The sequence below is a fragment of the Pseudomonas sp. KUIN-1 genome, assembly GCF_009176725.1.
In the GTDB taxonomy this organism is placed as follows: Bacteria; Pseudomonadota; Gammaproteobacteria; order Pseudomonadales; family Pseudomonadaceae; genus Aquipseudomonas; species Aquipseudomonas fragariae.
This window is the reverse complement of record NZ_AP020337.1, coordinates 1,199,331-1,220,159: the sequence shown is the minus strand read 5'-3', so window position 1 is coordinate 1,220,159 and position 20,829 is coordinate 1,199,331. Positions and strand designations below refer to the sequence as shown.

The window sequence follows — 20,829 nt, the reverse complement described above, 5'->3', positions numbered from 1 at the left end:
CATGAACAGCCCACTACGACGCCTGTCGACCCCCACGCTATTGAGCCTCGCCGTCGCGCTCGGCCTGAGCGGCTGTGCCGGCCTGCCTGATCAACGCCTTGCCAATGAAGCCCTGAAAAACGGCGACACGGCATTGGCGGAGCAGAACTATCGGCAGCTGGCGGACCTGGGCTATAGCGACGCGCAAGTCGGCCTGGCCGATATTCAGGTCGCGACTCGCGACCCCGCTCAGCTCAAGCAGGCCGAGGCCACTTATCGTGCTGCAGCAGAGACGTCGCCTCGTGCGCAGTCGCGCCTGGGCCGTCTGCTGGCGGCCAAGCCCGATGCCACAGAAGCCGAACACCGCGAAGCCGAAGGCCTGCTGAAGAAGGCCTTCGCCAATGGCGAATCCGGCACGCTGATCCCGCTGGCCATGCTGTATCTGCAGTACCCGCACACCTTCCCTGAAGTGAATGCGCAGCAGAAGATCAGCGAGTGGCGCGCCGCCGGTTATCCGGAAGCAGGTCTGGCTCAGGTGCTGCTGTATCGCACCCAGGGCACTTATGCTCAACACCTCGACGAGGTCGAGAGCATCTGCAAACAGGCACTGTCGGCCACGGATATCTGCTACGTCGAACTGGCCACTGTCTACCAGACACGCGGCCAGGCCGAGCAACGCACGGCCTTGATCGAAAAGCTCAAGAGCGAATACGCCGCTGGCCGCGTCAATGCACAACGAGTGGACAGCGTCGCGCGCGTACTGGGTGACTCCACCATCGGTACGCCGGACGAAAAGACCGCTCAGCAATTGCTGGAAAGCGTTGCGCCGGGCTACCCGATCTCATGGGTCACGCTGGCCAAACTGCTTTACGACTTCCCCGAACTGGGCGACGTCAACAAGATGATGGAATACCTGAACAACGGCCGCGCGGCGGACCAGCCACGCGCAGAGCTGCTGCTCGGACGCCTGTACTACGAGGGCAAATGGGTCACGCCCGATGCCGTCAAGGCCGAGGAGCACCTGAAGAAAGCCACCGCAACGGAAATCTCTGCCCATTACTACCTGGGTCAGATCTACCGTCGCGGCTACCTGGGCCAGGTCTACTCGCAAAAGGCCGTGGACGAGTTGCTGACCGCCGCCCGTGGTGGCCAGAACAGCGCCGACTTCGCCCTTGCGCAACTGTTCTCGCAGGGCAAGGGCACTATGCCCGACCCGGTCAACGCCTGGGTGTTCGCGCAACTGGCGCTGGCCAGTCAGACCCCGCAAGCGACCGAGCTTGCCGAAGCCCTCAATACACAACTGCCGCCTGAAAAGCTCGCCACCGCCAAAGACCTGTTGGCACGCGAGCAAAAAGTCCGGGGCGCTACCGCCACTCAGAACGCGATGGCATTGCAGGCCCTGCAAGAAGAAAAAGACGGTGAGGAAGCATTATGAAGTTGAATCCCCTGATGGCCGCCGGCATGGGCCTTGGCTTCACCCTGTTGTGGGCCTGCCCGACGCTGGCAGCGCTGACCGAACAACCGCAGAATTTCGGTATCGAAATCAAAGCCACGGCGCAGGCCGAGGATGATCGCGATCTGGGCACCCGTTCGGGCGGCGACGTCAACGGTGTGGGCCTGGACCTGCGTCCCTGGGTCTATGGCGAGCGCGGCGACTGGAGCGGTTACGCGATGGGCCAGGTGGTCACCGCCACCGACATCATTCAGACCGACCCGCTGGAGCAGAGCAACAGCGACGGCAGCGGCACCCAGACTTCGCGTGGCACCGCCAGCGAGCGCGAAGCCGACAAAACCTACGCGGCACTGCGTGAGTTCTGGATCGGCTACAGCGGTTTCACGCCCTACCCTGGCGAGATTTTGAAAATCGGTCGTCAGCGTCTGCGCAACGACGACGGTCAATGGCACGACACCAACATCGAGGCCATCAACTGGTCGTTCGATACCACACTGTTGCGCGCTGAACTGGGTGCTGCCCAGCGTTTCAGCGAATACCGCACCGACCTGACCGAACTGGCACCTGACGATGAAGATCGCAAACACCTGTTCGGCTCGGTCAGCTATCAGTGGACACCAGGCAACTGGGCCGGTATCCGCGCTCACCACAGTGCTGACGACGGCAAGCTCAAGTCTCAGGGTCAGGTGCTGGATGATCTGGACAAGACGTCCAATGGCGATCTGACCTGGGTCGGCCTGCAGGCTGACAGCGATGCCTACAACTATCGCAGCAACACCAATCAGCTCAACTACTGGGGCAGCCTGACCTGGCTGAACGGAACGCGCGACGAAATCGGCGTGACCTCTGCTCCCAACGACCAGTTCATCGCCGGCGAAAAGAACAGCCGTGACATGAATGGCTGGGCCACCGACCTGGGCCTGCGCCTGCGTCTGGACCCGCAATGGCAAGTCGGCGCCGCCTACTCGCGCGCCAGCAAAGACTACGTCCAGAACGGTCTGGAAAGTAACCGCTCCAACTGGACCGGCACGCGTTCGCGCATCCATCGCTTCGGTGAAGCCTTCCAGGGCGAAATGGCCAACGTGGAAACCGGCTCGCTGTTCGCCTCCTGGCAGATGAACGAGGAATACGACGCGTCGCTGATCTACCACAAGTTCCGTCGCGTGGACGGCAATACTGGTATCGGCGGCTCGGGCATCAATGCGGTGAACGACAATCAGGACGGTACCTTCAGCTCGCTGCCACTGGAAGACGGCAGCAAGGACCTGGGTCAGGAAATGGACCTGGTCGTGACCAAGTACTTCAAGCAAGGCCTGCTGCCAGCCTCGTTGAGCCAGTCGTTCGATGAACCTTCGGCACTGGTGCGCCTGCGCGCAGGTGTCTTCAAGCCAGGCGACGCGTATCAGAGCAACGTGGACAGCTACATGCACCGCGCTGTTGTCGACGTCATCTGGCGCTTCTGATGCGAACCGCCAAAGGAGTGCCAGAGATGAACAGTCATACAAGCAACGGGCGTAGCCGGCACTGGCCGCACGCCCTGCTCGAAAGCGCACTGCTGACCAGCGCCCTGCTGATGGCCAGCGGTGTGGCGCTGGCCAACGCGCCTGTCGTACCCGACGCACAGAAGGCGCTGGTCAAGGAATTGCATCAGGCCAAGACCTACACCATCACCAGCCCGCCGACCGCGCCGCTGGAAATGGCCAAGCCGGTGTTGCCCGACCTCAAGGGCTACACCGCCGAAGCCGCCCTGAAAAAGATCGTGCGCAACAAGCCGGGCAAGGTCACTGTTTCGCGGATGATGGAAGAAACCGGCCTGAAGGAATTCATCGGCGGTGACAACAAGATGGCCGAATGGGTGAACCGTCAGCGCGGTATCCCGCAAGCGATCATGATTTCCGACGGCTACGTGAACCTGCAGGACCTGGCCAAGAAGGTGCCCAAGCAGTTCCTCAACGAGGTCTCGCCAGGTGTCTACGTGGCGCGCTTGCCGATCCTGATCAAGGAAACCGGGACCTTCGAGATCGACAGCAAGACCAAGGAATTGCGTCTGTCTCAGGAAAAGGGCTCGTTCATCGTCAGTGAAGGCAAGATGCTGATCACTCACACTCAGGTCAATGGCTGGAGTGAAACCCGCAACAGCCTGGCGACCTATCGCAAGCCTGACGAGTTTCGCCCTTTCCTGCTGACTTGGGGTGGCTCGGAAACCTGGATCGCCAATACCAAAATGGCGAGCCTGGGTTACGACCAGAGCAAGTCCTACGGCATCAGTATTTCCCAGTACACGCCCAACACCGCGAAGGTGCTCAAGCGTCCCGAACCGACGGGCTGGATCATCGATTCAGAGTTCTCGGACATGTGGTACGGCTTCTACTGCTATGAAACCCGCGACTTCGTGGTCAAGGGCAACACCTACCGCGACAACATCATTTACGGCATTGACCCGCACGACCGCTCGCACGGTCTGATCATCGCCGAAAACGACGTTTACGGGACCAAAAAGAAGCACGGGATCATCATTTCCCGGGAAGTGGACAACAGCTTCATCTTCCGCAACAAGAGCCACAACAACAAATTGTCCGGCGTGGTTCTGGACCGTAACAGCGTCGGCAACATCGTCGCCTACAACGAGATTTACCAGAACCACACCGACGGCATCACCCTGTACGAAAGCGGCAACAACCTGCTGTGGGGCAATCGCGTGATCGCCAACCGCCGCCACGGTATCCGCGTACGTAACAGTGTGAACATCAAGCTGTACGAGAACGTCGCCATGGGCAACGGCCTGATGGGCGTCTACGGCCACATCAAGGACCTGAGCGACACCGACCGCGACATCGAGCTCGATCCGTTCGACGCTCAGGTCTCGCTGATCATGGTCGGCGGCGAACTGTCCAGCAATGGCTCCGGCCCGCTGTCCATCGACTCGCCACTGAGTGTCGAGCTGTATCGCGTCTCGATGCTGATGCCTACCAAAGAAGTCGGTATCAGCCTCAACGGCGTCCTCGGTGAGCGCCAGGACGAAATCCTCGACCTGCTGGTACGCCAGAAGAAAGCCGTATTGATCGACCCCGTCGAAAGCCAGACCGAGCTGCGGGAATGAGGAAGGGTATTGTTATGCACGCACATCTGATCAAGCTGTTGAGCCTGTCCAGCCTCACCGCCGCCTTGATGGCCGCCGCGGGTGTCGCTCGGGCAGACGACTCGCAAGCACCGACGTTCAAGGCCGAGCCCTGCTGCTCGCTGTGCCCGGCCGCGCATGACGCGAAAAACTACACCACGCGCTATCAGCAGAACTTCACCACGCTGGTCCAGGCCCAGGGCGACTGGCTGTTCCGGACTCAGGAAGACCTGCGCACCGAGTTCGACACCACGCCTGCCGGCTATCGCCGCATGAAAGAACTGCACGATGCGTTCAAGAGCAAAGGCGTCGAGCTGGTCGTGGTGTATCAGCCGACCCGTGGTCTGGTGGATCGCAACAAATTGTTCCCGGCCGAACGCGACAAGTTCGACTACGACAAGGCGCTGAAAAACTATCAGGCCATGCTCGGCCGCTTCAGCAAGATGGGCTACTGGGTCCCTGACCTGTCGCCGTTGACCAACGAGCAGCAGGCGCATGATTTCTACTTCCGCGGTGACCAGCACTGGACGCCGTATGGCGCGCAGCGTACGGCGAAGATCGTTGCCGAAACCGTGAAGAAAGTTCCGGGTTACAGCGACATCCCCAAGCGTGAGTTCGAAAGTCATATTTCCGGACGCATGGGCAAGACGGGCACTTTGCACAATATGGCGGGTCAATTGTGCGGCACCAGCTACGCGATCCAGTACATGGACCAGTTCACCACCGAGCCCAAGGGTGAGGCAGGCGACGGCGACCTGTTCGGCGATTCCGGTAACCCGGAAATCACCCTGGTCGGTACCAGCCACAGCGGCAAGAACTACAACTTCGCTGGCTTCCTCCAGGAATACATGGGCGCTGACGTGTTGAACGTGGCGTTCCCTGGTGGTGGCCTGGAAGGTTCGATGCTGCAGTACCTGGGCAGTGAAGACTTCCAGAAGCGTCCGCCGAAAATTCTCATCTGGGAATTCTCGCCGCTGTATCGCCTGGATCAGGAGACCATCTATCGCCAGATGATGTCGCTGCTGGACAACGGCTGTGAAGGCAAGCCTGCCGTCATGAGCGCCAGCACCACCCTCAAGCCGGGCACCAACGAAGTGTTGGTCAACGGCAAGAATGGCATCAAGGACATTCGCAACGGCAGCAATCAGATCGACATCAAGTTTGACGACACCTCGGTGAAAGTCCTTCAGGCCAGGCTCTGGTACATGAACGGTCGCCACGAGGATCTGAAAATCGAGAAACCGGAAACGTCAGACACCGATGGACGCTTCGCCTTTGAATTGCGCGAGGATGAGGATTGGGCCAACCAGCAACTGCTGGCGCTGGAAATCCAGGGACCGGAAGCAGGCACGGCACCACAAAAAGTCGAAGCCAAAGTATGCAAACGCAACGTGTTCCCGAGCGCTGCGACACACACCGCTCAAGCCGGACTATGAGGTGACTTATGCAGACTCCTAAACTGATTCGCCCTACCCTGCTGTCGATGGCAATCCTGTCATCGATGGCCTGGGCCACGGGCGCATCCGCCGCACTGGTTCCACCCAAGGGCTATGACGCCCCGATCGAAAAAATCAAGACTGGCGATCACAACTTCAGTTGTGAAGCCATTCCAAAGCCCTACACCGACAAGCTGGTCTTCCGCAGCAAGTACGAGGGTTCGGACAAGGCACGCGCAACGCTCAATGCGGTATCCGAAGAAGCGTTCCGTGATGCGACCAAGGACATCACCACCCTTGAGCGTGGCGTCAGCAAAGTCGTGATGCAGTACATGCGCGACGGTCGTCCGGAACAACTCGATTGCGCGCTGAACATGATGACCACCTGGGCCAAGGCCGATGCGCTGGAGTCGCGCGAGTTCAACCACACCGGTAAATCCATGCGCAAATGGGCTCTGGGCAGCATGTCCTCCGCCTACCTGCGCCTGAAGTTCTCCGAGTCGCACCCGCTGGCCAATCGTCAGCAGGACGCGAAGATCATCGAAGCCTGGTTCAGCAAACTGGCCGATCAGGTGGTCAGCGACTGGAGCAATCTGCCGCTGGATAAGATCAACAACCACTCGTACTGGGCTGCCTGGTCAGTGATGGCAACCGCTGTCGCCACCAATCGTCAGGACCTGTTCGACTGGGCCGTGAAGGAATACAAGGTCGCTGCCAATCAAGTGGACAAGGACGGTTTCCTGCCCAACGAGATGAAGCGTCGTCAGCGTGCACTGTCGTATCACAACTACGCATTGCCACCGCTCGCGATGATTGCCAGCTTCGCCCAGGCCAACGGCGTGGATCTGCGTCCGGAAAACAATGGCGCCCTGAAGCGTCTGGGTGACCGGGTTCTGGCCGGCGTCAAAGACCCTTCGATATTCGCTGAACACAACGGCGAGAAACAGGACATGACGGACCTGAAGAAAGATCCGAAATTCGCCTGGCTCGAACCGTACTGCTCGCTCTACACCTGCAGCCCGGATGTGCTGGAAGAGAAACACGAAAAGCAGCCGTTCAAGACGTTCCGCCTGGGCGGTGACCTGACCAAGGTCTACGACCCCTCGCACGAGAAAGGCGACAAGGGCGATAACGACGGTTCGTGATTCACAGAGTTCTTTGTGGGAGCGAGCTTGCTCGCGAAGAGGCACGCCCAGGCGCTAAATCCGTAAGACCGGACCTCGCCTGAGCTGCTTCACCGACAAGCCGTAACGCGACGTGTTTTACCCCCCAATTTCAACGGGGGTTTGGGGGGCTTTGAGCCCTTGAATGTTGGACAAACGGAGAGATAAGGATGGTTTTCTCATCCAACGTGTTCCTGTTCCTGTTCATGCCGATCTTCCTCGGCCTGTACTACCTGAGCGGGCAACGCTATCGCAATCTGCTGCTGCTGATTGCCAGCTATATCTTCTACGCCTGGTGGCGAGTGGACTTTCTGGCGCTGTTCATCGGCGTGACGGTCTGGAACTACTGGATCGGTCTCAAGGTGGGCGCAGCAGGTGTGCGGACCAAGCCGGCACAGAAGTGGTTGCTGCTTGGCGTGATTGTGGACCTGTGTATTCTGGGCTACTTCAAATACGCCAACTTCGGCGTGGACAGCATCAACGCAGCCATGACCTCGATGGGTCTGGAACCGTTCATCCTGACTCACGTGCTGTTGCCGATCGGTATCTCGTTCTATGTCTTCGAGTCCATCAGTTACATCATCGATGTGTACCGCGGCGACACCCCGGCCACGCGCAACCTGATCGACTTCGCTGCATTCGTCGCGATCTTCCCGCACCTGATCGCCGGCCCTGTACTGCGTTTCCGTGATCTGGCCGACCAGTTCAACAACCGTACCCACACGCTGGACAAGTTCTCCGAAGGTGCCACGCGCTTCATGCAGGGCTTCATCAAGAAAGTGTTCATCGCCGATACCCTGGCCGTGGTCGCCGACCACTGCTTCGCCCTGCAGAACCCGACCACTGGCGATGCCTGGCTGGGTGCGCTGGCCTACACCGCGCAGCTGTATTTCGACTTCTCCGGTTACAGCGACATGGCCATCGGCCTGGGTCTGATGATGGGTTTCCGCTTCATGGAAAACTTCAAACAGCCTTACATCAGCCAGTCGATCACCGAGTTCTGGCGTCGCTGGCACATCAGCCTGTCCACCTGGCTGCGTGACTATCTGTACATCACCCTGGGCGGCAACCGTGGCGGCAAGGTCGCGACCTACCGCAACCTGTTCCTGACCATGCTGCTCGGCGGTCTGTGGCACGGTGCCAACGTCACCTACATCATCTGGGGTGCCTGGCACGGCATGTGGCTGGCGATCGAAAAAGCGGTCGGTATCAACACCAAGCCTTACAGCTTCAATGTAATTCGCTGGGCACTGACCTTCCTGCTGGTGATCATCGGCTGGGTCATCTTCCGCGCTGAAAACCTGCACGTTGCCGGTCGTATGTACGGCGCCATGTTCAGCTTCGGCGAATGGCAGCTGTCGGAACTGAACCGCGCCAGCCTGACCGGTCTGCAAGTGGCAACGCTGGTGGTGGCTTATCTGACGCTGGCGTTCTTCGGTCTGCGCGACTTCTACCAGAACCGCGAAAAAGACACCGGCAAGAGCACCAAGGCCGACGGTCCTGCAACCGCTCAACCGGGCACCATCAAGGCAGTTCCTGGCGACGCGCCTGGTAGCCTGCATATGCCTGGCTACACCGTGGGCAGCGAAGCTCAGGTGCAACCGGCCTATTGGGAAGCCGACTGGCCACGTTACGCCATGCGCGCACTGATCCTGCTGCTGTTCGTGGCTTCGATTCTCAAACTTTCGGCGCAAAGCTTCTCGCCGTTCCTTTACTTCCAGTTCTGAGGAGCCTGATATGACCCGTTCATTACGAATCCTCTATATCGCCCTCTTTCTGGGCATTCTGCTGGTCCTCGGGATCTGGTCGCTGCGCAGTTTCAGCACCTTCTCGACGTCGGCGGAAACCACTGTGCTCAACGGCAAGTGGACCAAGGCGGCGGAAACTCATTACGACGATGAGTTCCCGATCAAGCGCCTGGGCACCAACCTCTGGGCGGCGCTGGATTTCAAACTGTTCAACGAAGGTCGTCCGGGCGTCGTGCTCGGCAAGGACCAGTGGCTGTACACCGACGAAGAGTTCGACGCGGTTGCCAACGGCGAGCAGAACGAAGCCGACAACCTGGCGATCATTCAGGGTGTGCGTGACGCACTGGAAAAACAGGGCACCAAGCTGGTCCTGGCGATCGTTCCGGCAAAGACCCGTCTGTACCCGGAACACATCGGTAACACCAAGCCTGCCAGCCTGCACGCCGACCTGTATCAGCAGTTCCACGCCCAGGTGGCCAAGGCCGGGATCTTTGCCCCGGACCTGCTGGCGCCGCTGCAAGCTGCCAAGCAACAGGGCCAGGTTTTCCTGCGTACCGACACGCACTGGACGCCAATGGGTGCCGAAGTCGCCGCGCAGCAACTGAGCGCCGCGATTGCCCAGAAAACGCCACTGGAAGGCGAACCTGAGCAGTTCGTCACACAAGCCAAAGGAACCGAAGCCTACAAAGGTGACCTGACTACATTCCTGCCGCTCGATCCGCTGTTCAGCAACATGCTGCCCAAGCCGGACGAGTTGCAGAAACGCAGTACCGATCCGGTAGCAGGCGAAGCGGCAGGCGGTGAAGCACTGTTCGCAGACAGCGACATCCCGGTGGGTCTGGTGGGCACCAGCTACAGCGCCAACCCTAACTGGAACTTCGTCGGCGCCCTGAAAGAAGCGCTGCGCAGCGATGTCGTCAACTACGCCGAAGACGGCCATGGCCCGATCCTGCCGATGCTCAAGTACCTGCAGACCGATGCCTTCAAGAACACCCCGCCGCAAGTGGTGATCTGGGAATTCCCGGAGCGCTACCTGCCGGCACACAACGATCTTGGCGAGTTCGATCCGAAGTGGATCGCCGAGCTGAAGAAATCGCGTGACACCCAAGAAAACGTGGCGCTCAACGCCAAACAATCCGAGTCGCCCAACCGGGCGCAAAACTGAGAGGACTGACTCATGACTTTCAACACTACTGCCAACCGTTCGGCCGCAAAACGCCTGTTCAAAACCTGCGCAATGGCCGCAGGTCTGGGCCTGATGTCCCTGCAGGCTTTCGCCGGCGACTCCGCCCTGTACGGCCCGACCGCACCAAAAGGCTCGACCTTCGTGCGTGTCTACAACGCCAGCAACGCCGAAATCAACGCCACCGTTGGCAACACCAACCTCAACGAAGTGGCGCCACTGGGCAGCACTGCGTTCAGCTTCATGCCGCAGGGCGACTACACCGCCAAGCTGGGCAGCCAGAGCCTGCCGGTGAAACTGGCCGGTGATCACTATTACACCATCGTCAACAACGCCAGCGGCAAACCACAGCTGGTCGAAGAGCCACCGTTCAAGAACAAGCAGAAATCCCTGGTTCGTGTGCAGAACCTGAGCGACAAGTCCCTGACCCTGAAAACCGCTGACGGCAAGACCGATGTGGTCAAGGCTGTAGCGGCAAAAGGCACCGGCGAGCGTGAAATCAACCCGGTCAAGGTCAGCCTGGCGCTGTACGACGGCGACAAGAAAGTCACCGATGTGAAACCTGTGGCACTGGAGCGTGGCGAAGCCGCTGTGCTCTACATCACCGGCAGCGGCAGCAGCCTCTCGCCAGTGTGGGTCAAGCCACCGGTCGCAACCCGCTAATACGGATTATGCCGGCCGGTTCAGGGCATCAGCACTGAACCGGCCCGCGCGGAACAAGAACAAGACAGAAACGACAGACACCTCGTACAGCCCTAATTGAATGCTTTTGGAGAAACAAAATGATTCCAGTTATCTTGTCAGGCGGTAGTGGTTCACGACTCTGGCCGCTTTCGCGTAAACAATTCCCTAAACAGTTCCTGGCGTTGACCGGCGAGCACACCCTGTTCCAGCAAACCCTGGAGCGTCTGGTGTTCGAGGGCATGCAGGAGCCTATCGTGGTCTGCAACAAGGACCACCGTTTCATCGTCAACGAGCAGCTCGCTGCATTGAACCTGGAAACCCAGGCGATCCTCATGGAACCGTTCGGCCGCAACACGGCACCCGCCGTTGCACTGACCGCCATGAAGCTGGTCAATGAAGGCAATGACGGCCTGATGCTGGTGCTGCCAGCCGACCACGTCATCGAAGACCAGAAAGCCCTGCAACGTGCACTGGCACTGGCAACCGTCGCCGCAGAACGCGGCGAAATGGTGCTGTTCGGCGTACCGGCCAACAAGCCTGAAACCGGCTACGGCTACATCAAGTCCACCGCCGATGCCCTGCTGCCGGAAGGCGTCAGCCGCGTGTCGCAGTTCGTCGAAAAACCTGACGAAAAACGCGCCAAGGAGTTCGTTGAAGCCGGTGGTTACTACTGGAACAGCGGCATGTTCCTGTTCCGCGCCAGCCGCTTCCTCGAAGAGCTGAAAAAGCATGATCCGGACATCTACGACACCTGCCTGCTGACCCTCGAGCGCAGCGTGCAGGACGGCGACGCGCTTGAAATCGACTCCTCGACCTTCGCCTGCTGCCCGGACAACTCCATCGACTACGCGGTCATGGAAAAAACCCAGCGCGCCTGCGTTGTACCGCTGTCGGCCGGCTGGAGCGATGTCGGCTGCTGGTCGTCGCTGTGGGAAGTCAACGCCAAGGACGCCAACGGCAACGTCACCAAGGGCGACGTCGTCATCCAGGACAGCCGCAACTGCATGATCCACGGCAACGGTAAACTGGTGTCGGTGATCGGTCTGGACAACATCGTGGTCGTCGAAACCAAGGACGCGATGATGATTGCCCACAAGGACAAGGTCCAGGGCGTCAAGCAGATGGTCGCCACCCTGAACGAACAGGGCCGCACCGAGACCCAGAACCACCTCGAAGTGTACCGTCCGTGGGGCTCCTACGATTCGGTGGACATGGGCGGTCGTTTCCAGGTCAAGCGTATCTCCGTCAAGCCGGGCGCCTGCCTGTCGCTGCAGATGCATCACCACCGCGCCGAACACTGGATCGTGGTATCCGGTACTGCGCAGGTCACCTGTGACGAGAACGTGTTCCTGCTCACTGAAAACCAGTCCACCTACATCCCGATCGCCTCGGTCCATCGCCTGCGCAACCCGGGCAAGATCCCGTTGGAAATCATCGAAGTGCAATCGGGCAGCTACCTGGGCGAAGACGACATCGAGCGTTTCGAAGACATCTACGGTCGCTCGAACGCGCTTGAAGCGGGTGTGAAAACACAGACAATCGCTCGCTGACAGACGCTTTTAGCTGCAAGTGAGACAGCCCTCGGCAACACGTTGCGTAGCCTTACCCGCAACGTGTTGTCGAGGGCTTTTTATCGTGAGATCCAGACCATCATTGCCCTGTAACAGATGGTTCTCATATTCAGGTTGCTCATACGGCCTCACCGGCGCTATTTCCATGAGTGGCTGCCTCCCATGTTTATGAAGTTCGAGAGTGGCATTCTTTTTTGGGCTTCTGCCTGATAACGCTTCGGGTTTTTTAATGGTTTACCTTTAATATGGTGATCGATCATCGTTGAAAACAGCTTGCTCAGCCCGCGCCCCTCTTTAAGCAATACCTCTGTGAACACCCTGGGCCCCGTGACAGCAGAAACGATTCTCATCCTGTCATTCACATCGGCGGTGCTACTGAGCACTGCGCCAAGGCCAGTCTCACGATAAACGCTGTACCGGTCGACGATCTCCTTTTCCAAGGTGCTCAGCACCGGATTGTTGGCAGGTGACGCGAACGAATTATTGTTAATCACGATTTCATCCCGGTTCCAAGGTGTGTCCGTCGGGCGCATCGTGAAAATCCTCTTGGGCTTGGGAATGAAATCGGTATCCCTGACACCGCGCTTGAACATGTCGTCCGTGTCCGAATAAATACCGCCATAATGGTTGATCAAGCTGTAGCGAAGCACGTCACTGGCTGCAGAGTAGTGTCGAGGGTCATCCCCATACAAATCCTTATAAATCTCGTACGACGGGGTTTTCTGGAATTTTCTGAAAAATTCTTCTTCCCTGAGATCGGAAATATGGACGTTCCTTCGCCCGCGCAGCGCTGCAACTATTTCCGTTTCATCACCCTTTCGCAGGTCCAGATGCAGATGCAGCGTCAATTGATAGTCAGGGTTCAGCACAGAAGTGTTTTCAATCCCTCCCAGGTGCTTCATCAGTGGTTCCGCAGCGCCCAACCAGATGTAATGAATATGCTTGGGGATTTCAGCGACTTCTCCCGCAGCGTCGATGAAGGTGAGCGGATTGTTTCTCAACATACCGTATAGATTAAGCCCGTCTTCAAGCCCAGCCGGGTCCGGATTGATCCAGCGCTGTAACCACGGCGAGTAATACCGCATCCCGTAATAATAAAGCCCCGTCGCATCCCGCTCCTTGCCCGAGTAACGCACGGTCTTGTAACTCGCCTCAATCGCACTGCGCCCCGCCCACCATGACGTGCCGCCGAACGGGTAATAACTTTCCTGGCTGACACGCTGCGCCTGTCCATCCAGTTCCAGCGTGCCGGCCCCTAGGTGATCGTTCACTGTGTAGCGAGTCTGATCATTTTCAAGCACGTCGGGCTTTCCAGACGCCCAATGCAGCACGCGCACGTTATTGCGCCCGGCCTGAGCTACAACAACGTGCAGGGTTTCGCCAGTGGCCGTATCGGTACGGATTTCAAGCCCGGGCAGGTAACGTACATCGGCCGTATGGGTAATGCTTTTGGCCTGCGTGGTGCATACCTTGCGCAGGCGCTGGCCGCTGGCGTCGTAGCTGTAGCGTTCGCTGTCATCATTGCCGGATTCACGAACCACTGGACGCACTTGCTGCAGCTGGTTGCGTCGATCCCAACTCAGATCTTGCCCGGCTTGCAGGGCGAGCAAATTGCCATTGGCGTCGAAGGCTGCAGCAATTTCAGCTTCACCGGGTATATGGTCATTGATCACCGGCAGACTGCGGTTGCTGTAACGCGCAGTCACCAGCGTTCGCGAATGGGACTGCGCGCCTGTATGGGTAAGCTGTTGCAGGTTGCCACCCGCGTCGTAGCGGTAGGTCTGGGTGTAATTGGCCAGTTGCGCAGGGTCGGCAGGGCTTTGAAAACCCGGAAACACCGGACCGTGATTGACGACCGCTGATTCCCGACCTGTGGCTTCGATCAGTTGGTACAGCGTGTCGTAGCCATAGGCCGAAACAGGGTCGATGCGCTGATTGCGGTTATAAGCCGTTGACTGAGCGCGGTCCTCGATACGGATGACATTGCCAACGGGATCGTAGCCGTAGAGCAAGTCCTGCAACATCGGCCCATTGCCATGCCTGGCATTCAACTCCAGTAGACGACCGTCTTCAGTGGCATAGAGCGCCGTGCTGATCACACCATTACCAGCCGTTTCCGACACCACCCGCTGCTGCGCGTCGTATTGAATGGCACTGACCAAAACCTGTTCAGCCTGACAGTTCAGTTGCAAACGACTGTTTTTCAACTGCCCCGCAACGGTGTAATCCAGCAACTGAACATTGCCCTGCGCATCGATTTGCCGAATTGTTTCGTTCAACGGGTTGTAGTGCCAGCAGGTGGTTGCGCCGTCGCCGGGTTCCAGCAAGACATCACGCCCGGTCAGCGACTCGGGCCAGTCAGGCTCATTGGCAGAGTGCAGAAAGCGCCGCGTTTGACGAATAACACTTCCCGAAAGACCGTACGCATCATCAAGCCGCGTGCCTGCCGGATCATCATGACGAATCAACTGACCGCACTGGTTATACACGGTCGAATCAGGGCCGCCATAAAGCAGGCGCTCGACGCAGTGCTCATCTTCAAAAACCTCGGTGGGCCTGAGCAGCGCATCGTACTCAGTACGTCGCACAATGCCCCGGCCATCCCAGGCCTCCAGCACCTGCCCGGCCTCACCCGCCAACAACACCCGCCAGCCCGCGTCCACACTGTCGCTGGCCAGAACCTGACCGCTGAGCGAATGAATGACGCTGAGATTGGCAGGTGCCCGATCAGCCCACAGGCGCGGATCCCAGCTCATCGACGGACGACCCGCGACATCAAAGGCCGTATGACTGTGCCTGGCCTGCGGTTCTTCAGCAGGCTTCAGACGGCAGAACACGACTGAACCGGTCAGCAGCCGACGCGGATCTACCACCTGTAGATGCGGGGTGTAACGGTGCAGGACAGCGCTCGTAGCATTCATGGTTCAGTCATCCTTGATCCGACTTGCCAGGTAGTGCACTGAATACTTTTTCAGCTTGAAACCATCACGATTGACTCGGCACATAGACTCACAACCCGGGCGAGATCCCGTTGGAAATCATTGACGTGCAATCGGGTAGCTACCTGGGCGAAGACGATATCGAGCGTTTCGAAGATAGCTACGGTCGTTCGAACGCGCTGGAAGCGGGTGTGAAGACCCAGACTATCGCTCGCTAACAGACGCTTTTAGCTGCAAGTGAGACAGCCCTCAACGGCTCTTTGTGTATATTGATATGCACAGAGAGGTGTTGAGGGTTTTTAATTTATTTCATTCTCAAACTTCACCGCGTAGTAGAAACGCTATCCGGCGGTTTTTTTATTAAGCACCCGCTGCATAAGACTTCGCTTTTTCCCAAAAGAAGCCGTTCCTTGATCAATATGTTTTTGCACAGAAATTTTTGTTTGTGCAACACGGTGTAAAAAAGCGTCTATTTCCGTGTCCTTCAATGTCGAACCCGACTGAGCAATAATCTTCCGCCACTCCTCCCCTCCAATACTGTTAAATGCGGCCCATCGGTCCACATCAAAAACGCTCAGAAGGTCTATATTTTCAAGCGTGTACGCCTGATTGTTTATTGTTGAGAACGTCGATTCGTGATCTATCAGATACACACTGCCGTCCTGCCGCCAAAGTTGATTACCTGAATTGTCATCTATTTGATTCACCAGGTAGTAAAAAAATTTGGCATCTTCCGGAAACTTAACTCCCGAAGTTGTGTTTTTTTTCCCACCTACGATCATTTGCTGAACCGCTATTTTTGCCTTGGCGATGGTGGGAGGAACAAGGTTTAGCTTTAATTTATGACTTACTATAAAAGCCAACTCCTCACGCTGAGCGCCCGTACTAAAATTTACTTTTTTAATGATTAACTTAATACTGCTATCCGGCACATCCATTGTCAATAGCGTATTATTAAGCCTATTATCAAATCTTTTGGCATCACTTATTTTTGTAACCCTCATCAATGAAACCAGCCACTCATTTATCGATGCTACATCGTTGAAAGCTCGCGCATCACGAGCTAGAGTTTGAGCCTCTAAATAGGAGCCGCTGCGGATTGCTGCCAATACCTTCGGATTATTTAGTTTTTCAAAAGGGAATGGTGTCAACCCGCCGATATCGACAAACACAATCGGGCTGTTGGCACTGAAATTAAAAAAATTCAAACCGCTTTCAACGCCCTCCGGGTCCGGATTGATCCAGCGCTGCAACCACGGCGCGTAATACCGCATCCCGTAATAATAAAGCCCCGTCGCATCGCGTTCCTTGCCCGAGTAACGCACGGTCTTGTAACTCGCCTCGATCGCACTGCGCCCCGCCCACCATGACGTGCCGCCGAACGGGTAATAACTTTCCTGACTGACACGCTGCGCCTGCCCGTCCAGTTCCAGCGTGCCGGACCCCAGGTGGTCGTTCAGGGTGTAGCGAGTCTGATCATTTTCAAGCACGTCGGGCTTTCCAGACGCCCAATGCAGCACGCGCACGTTATTGCGACCGGCCTGGGCCACAACAACGTGCAGGGTTTCGCCAGTGACGCTATCGGTGCGCACTTCCAGCCCTGGCAAGTAGCGCACGTCGGCCGTATGGGTAATGGTTTTGGCCTGCGTGGTACGCACCTTGCGCAGGCGCTGGCCGCTGGCGTCGTAGCTGTAGCGTTCGCTGTCATCATTGCCGGATTCACGAACCACTGGACGCACTTGCTGCAGCTGGTTGCGTCGATCCCAACTCAGATCTTGCCCGGCTTGCAGGGCGAGCAAATTGCCATTGGCGTCGAAGGCTGCAGCAATTTCAGCTTCACCGGGTATATGGTCATTGATCACCGGCAGACTGCGGTTGCTGTAACGCGCAGTCACCAGCGTTCGCGAATGGGACTGCGCGCCTGTATGGGTAAGCTGTTGCAGGTTGCCACCCGCGTCGTAGCGGTAGGTCTGGGTGTAATTGGCCAGTTGCGCAGGGTCGGCAGGGCTTTGAAAACCCGGAAACACCGGACCGTGATTGACGACCGCTGATTCCCGACCTGTGGCTTCGATCAGTTGGTACAGCGTGTCGTAGCCATAGGCCGAAACAGGGTCGATGCGCTGATTGCGGTTATAAGCCGTTGACTGAGCGCGGTCCTCGATACGGATGACATTGCCAACGGGATCGTAGCCGTAGAGCAAGTCCTGCAACATCGGCCCATTGCCATGCCTGGCATTCAACTCCAGTAGACGACCGTCTTCAGTGGCATAGAGCGCCGTGCTGATCACACCATTACCAGCCGTTTCCGACACCACCCGCTGCTGCGCGTCGTATTGAATGGCACTGACCAAAACCTGTTCAGCCTGACAGTTCAGTTGCAAACGACTGTTTTTCAACTGCCCCGCAACGGTGTAATCCAGCAACTGAACATTGCCCTGCGCATCGATTTGCCGAATTGTTTCGTTCAACGGGTTGTAGTGCCAGCAGGTGGTTGCGCCGTCGCCGGGTTCCAGCAAGGCATCACGCCCGGCCAGCGACGCGGGCCAGTCAGGCTCATTGGCAGAGTGCAGAAAGCGCCGCGTTTGACGAATAACACTTCCCGAAAGACCATACGCATCGTCAAGCCGCGTACCTGCCGGATCATCATGACGAATCAACTGACCGCACTGGTTATATGCGGTCGAGTCAGGGCCGCCATAAAGCAAGCGCTCAACGCAGTGCTCATCTTCAAAAACTTCGGTGGGCCTTAGCAGCGCATCGTACTGAGTACGTCGCACAACGCCCCGAGCGTCCCAGGCTTCCACTACCTGCCCGGCCTCCCCCGCCAGCAACACTCGCCAGCCAGCGTCCACACTGTCGCTGGCCAGAACCCGACCGCCGAGCGAATGAATGACGCTGAGATTGGCAGGTGCCCGATCAGCCCACAGGCGCGGATCCCAATGGCTGACAGGTCGACTGGCAAGGTCGAATGACGCCTGGCTGGTACGGAGTTCCGGCTCGTGGTCGATGCTTGAGCGATGCAGCAAAATCGACGCCACAGGCAAGCCACGCGGGTCCACCAACTGTAATGCCGGCGTGTGCTGATGAAGGGCAATCGAGCGTTCAACCATGACTGGCACCTGCATAAGTCCGACGAAGCTGGAAGATTCCGCGCTGTCCCACACTCTAGATAAGTGGGGCCGTAGCGCCTACTGACACTTATGACAGTGGAACAACAAGGGCAGACTGCAGCGCTCTCCGCGCCGATGCCTTGCCCATTGGTCAACGCCTGCCCAATGTCTGTAGTATCTCTGACATTGCATCTTGCTGGAGACCCGCCGCATGTTGATCGGCATCCTGTTAATCCTCACCTGGCTGATCCTTCTGCTCCGTTATCCGGCGAAGGCCCTGCCCGTCTCGCTGGCTGCGGCGGTCGCGCTCGGCGCGGTGGCGGCCATCGTCATCTGGCAGGACAGTCGGGAAACACGCCAGCTTGAGCGTCTGGATATCCGCCTGAGTTACGATCCGCAAGGCTGCCCGGCAGATCGTCCGTTGCAGGTCAGCATCACCAATACCAATCAGGTCACCCTGCAGGAACTGCGTTGGCGGATCGCGGCCTATGCGCCCGGGGATTCGGTGAATCTGACCGACAACACCTACGCGTCCGCACGCTATCGCGGCCCCGGTGAACTTCAGGCCAATGGCACGTGGCAGGATTGCGTGCCGGTGCCGGCACTGCGCAACGGGTACCGCCCGCAAACCCTGGAATTTCGCGCAGAACATCTACAAGGCAGTTTCTCGGACTGACCACAAGGATCTCCCATGCCCATCGCTTTGATTACAGGCTGTTCCAGCGGAATCGGCCGTGCTCTGGCCGACGCGTTCAAGGCCACCGGCTATGAAGTCTGGGCCACTGCGCGCAAAGCCGACGATGTCGCGGCACTCAGTGCAGCCGGTTTCATCGCCGTACAACTGGACGTCAACGACAGCCTGGCGCTGGAGCAACTGGCCGCCGGTCTGGCGCACAGCGGCCTGGATGTGTTGATCAACAACGCGGGCTATGGCGCGATGGGTCCCCTGCTCGACGGCGGTGTGCAGGCCTTGCAGCGGCAGTTCGAAACCAATGTATTTTCCGTGGTGGGGGTGACCCGGGCGTTGTTTCCGGCACTGCGCCGCAACAAGGGTCTGGTGGTGAACATCGGCAGCGTATCCGGCGTGCTGGTCACGCCGTTCGCGGGGGCTTATTGCGCCTCCAAGGCGGCGGTGCATGCGCTCAGTGATGCACTGCGTCTGGAACTGGCGCCGTTCGGCGTACAGGTGATGGAGGTTCAGCCCGGCGCGATCGCGTCGAGCTTTGCACAGAACGCCAGCCACGAAGCCGAGCAGTTGATCAGCGAACAATCGCCGTGGTGGCCGATTCGCGAAGGCATTCGTGCACGCGCCAGGGCTTCTCTGGACAATCCTACTCCCGTCACCGAATTCGCTCGCGACCTGCTCAGAGCCGTGCAACACACCCATCCGCCACGCCTGCTGCGCCTGGGCAACGGCTCACGTCTGCTGCCGCTGATGGCGTGGTTGCTGCCCAAAGGGCTGCTGGATATGGGCCTGAGAAAACGCTTTGGGCTGAACGCTGATCTGTAGCCGAGCCTTGTCACTATCGTGCCAATGCTCCGCGTTGGCATGCCGTTCTGGACGCTCTGCGTCCTCAAGTATCAGCCGTCTACCGGCCTGACAATCACCGTGCAGGTCATCCCCGCCGCCAGCAACACATCCTGCGGTACTTGATCGAGATGGATACGCACCGGCACGCGCTGGGCCAGACGCACCCAGTTGAAGGTCGGGTTCACGTCGGCGATCAGTTCGCGGCTTTGCGGGTTGTCACGGTCGTAGATGCCGCGGGCGATGCTTTCGACATGGCCCTTGAGCACCTCGCCGCTCATCAGTTGCAGGTCCGCAGGATCACCCACTTTCAGGTGCGGCAACTTGGTTTCCTCGAAGAAGCCGTAGACCCAGAACGAGTTCATGTCGACCACGGCCATCTTCGCTTCGCCGATGCGCGCATAGTCACCACGATGCACATTGAGGTTGGTGACGTAACCGTCCACCGCCGCCAGTACCCGCGTGCGGGACAGGTTGAGTTCGGCCGCCTCCAGTTGCGCCTGGGCCAACTGGTAATCGGCCAGGGCCGAGGTGGCAACGTTGCTCGCGTCGTCACGATTTTCTGCCGAGATGACCAGCTCATCCATATCGGCACGCCGCCTGGCATTCAGTTTGCGCATCTCCCAGGTCGCCTTGCGTGAAGCCAGCAACGCCTGCGCCTGCTTCACGGCGATCCGGTAATGCTCCGGGTCGATCTGCATCAGCAGATCGCCACGCTTTACCCACTGGTTATCATGCACCGGGACATCGACCACGGTGCCGGACACATCGGCAGCCACGTTGATGATGTCGGCGCGTACCCGACCATCGCGGGTCCAGGGCGTATCCATGTAGTCGACCCATAACGCGCGACCGATCCAGAGCGCGATTGCCAGCACCAGCAACGTGGCAAACAGACTGAAGAACTTTTTCATCCA

General features: G+C 58.4%; 14 protein-coding genes and 1 pseudogene. 12 read left to right on the top strand and 3 right to left on the bottom strand.

Features of this window, described 5'->3' with window-relative positions; genetic code table 11:
* Position 1 precedes the first annotated feature (1 nt).
* The 9 genes from algK (at position 2) to KUIN1_RS05825 (ending at position 12,314) form a co-directional block, all read left to right on the top strand.
* Positions 2-1,414: an alginate biosynthesis TPR repeat lipoprotein AlgK gene (gene algK / locus KUIN1_RS05865; protein WP_011266798.1), complete on the top strand. Its 1,413-nt coding sequence runs from the start codon at positions 2-4 to the stop codon at positions 1,412-1,414.
* On the top strand, positions 1,411-2,895 hold the full coding sequence (locus KUIN1_RS05860; protein WP_024643136.1) for an alginate export family protein: 1,485 nt from the start codon (positions 1,411-1,413) through the stop codon (positions 2,893-2,895). The genes algK and KUIN1_RS05860 overlap by 4 nt, the downstream gene beginning before the upstream one ends.
* Positions 2,896-2,921: 26 nt before the next feature.
* Positions 2,922-4,532: a mannuronan 5-epimerase AlgG gene (algG, locus tag KUIN1_RS05855; RefSeq protein ID WP_024649717.1), complete on the top strand. Its 1,611-nt coding sequence runs from the start codon at positions 2,922-2,924 to the stop codon at positions 4,530-4,532.
* Between the two features lie 14 nt (positions 4,533-4,546).
* On the top strand, positions 4,547-5,986 hold the full coding sequence (locus KUIN1_RS05850; RefSeq protein WP_003408874.1) for an alginate O-acetyltransferase AlgX-related protein: 1,440 nt from the start codon (positions 4,547-4,549) through the stop codon (positions 5,984-5,986).
* 8 nt (positions 5,987-5,994) lie between these two features.
* Positions 5,995-7,131 carry a mannuronate-specific alginate lyase gene (locus KUIN1_RS05845; protein WP_024643138.1) on the top strand — a complete coding sequence of 379 codons (1,137 nt, stop codon included), beginning with the start codon at positions 5,995-5,997 and terminating at the stop codon, positions 7,129-7,131.
* Positions 7,132-7,319: 188 nt separating this feature from the next.
* Complete coding sequence (locus KUIN1_RS05840; protein WP_004406766.1) at positions 7,320-8,876, top strand: MBOAT family O-acyltransferase; 1,557 nt, start codon at positions 7,320-7,322, stop codon at positions 8,874-8,876.
* A 10-nt stretch (positions 8,877-8,886) separates the two neighbouring features.
* A complete protein-coding gene (locus KUIN1_RS05835; RefSeq protein ID WP_011266794.1) occupies positions 8,887-10,062 on the top strand; it encodes an alginate O-acetyltransferase in 1,176 nt (391 codons plus the stop codon).
* A 12-nt stretch (positions 10,063-10,074) separates the two neighbouring features.
* Positions 10,075-10,743 carry an alginate O-acetyltransferase AlgF gene (locus tag KUIN1_RS05830; protein ID WP_024640264.1) on the top strand — a complete coding sequence of 223 codons (669 nt, stop codon included), beginning with the start codon at positions 10,075-10,077 and terminating at the stop codon, positions 10,741-10,743.
* A 119-nt stretch (positions 10,744-10,862) separates the two neighbouring features.
* A complete protein-coding gene (locus KUIN1_RS05825) occupies positions 10,863-12,314 on the top strand; it encodes a mannose-1-phosphate guanylyltransferase/mannose-6-phosphate isomerase (RefSeq protein ID WP_003415201.1) in 1,452 nt (483 codons plus the stop codon).
* A 158-nt stretch (positions 12,315-12,472) separates the two neighbouring features.
* Here the strand turns inward: KUIN1_RS05825 and KUIN1_RS05820 are convergent, their stop codons facing one another.
* Positions 12,473-15,256 (bottom strand): RHS repeat-associated core domain-containing protein, encoded by a 2,784-nt coding sequence (locus KUIN1_RS05820; RefSeq protein ID WP_152091882.1) that lies wholly within the window; start codon positions 15,254-15,256, stop codon positions 12,473-12,475.
* 63 nt (positions 15,257-15,319) lie between these two features.
* On the opposite strand from KUIN1_RS05820, the pseudogene KUIN1_RS05815 reads away from it, so the two are divergent.
* Positions 15,320-15,492, top strand: a pseudogene (locus KUIN1_RS05815) (mannose-1-phosphate guanylyltransferase/mannose-6-phosphate isomerase); the annotation flags it as partial.
* A gap of 123 nt (positions 15,493-15,615) precedes the next feature.
* On the opposite strand, the gene KUIN1_RS05810 reads toward KUIN1_RS05815, so the two are convergent.
* The gene (locus tag KUIN1_RS05810) at positions 15,616-18,384 is read right to left on the bottom strand and encodes an RHS repeat domain-containing protein (RefSeq protein WP_232060016.1); all 2,769 of its coding nucleotides are present in this window, start codon (positions 18,382-18,384) and stop codon (positions 15,616-15,618) included.
* Positions 18,385-18,595: 211 nt separating this feature from the next.
* Here KUIN1_RS05810 and KUIN1_RS05805 point away from each other — a divergent pair, with 211 nt between their 5' ends.
* Both KUIN1_RS05805 and KUIN1_RS05800 read left to right on the top strand, forming a co-directional pair.
* Complete coding sequence (locus tag KUIN1_RS05805; protein ID WP_004406770.1) at positions 18,596-19,060, top strand: hypothetical protein; 465 nt, start codon at positions 18,596-18,598, stop codon at positions 19,058-19,060.
* A 15-nt stretch (positions 19,061-19,075) separates the two neighbouring features.
* Positions 19,076-19,894 (top strand): SDR family oxidoreductase, encoded by an 819-nt coding sequence (locus KUIN1_RS05800; RefSeq protein ID WP_011266791.1) that lies wholly within the window; start codon positions 19,076-19,078, stop codon positions 19,892-19,894.
* A gap of 71 nt (positions 19,895-19,965) precedes the next feature.
* On the opposite strand, the gene KUIN1_RS05795 is transcribed toward KUIN1_RS05800, so the two are convergent.
* On the bottom strand, positions 19,966-20,826 hold the full coding sequence (locus KUIN1_RS05795) for an efflux RND transporter periplasmic adaptor subunit (protein WP_011266790.1): 861 nt from the start codon (positions 20,824-20,826) through the stop codon (positions 19,966-19,968).
* Positions 20,827-20,829: the final 3 nt, after the last annotated feature.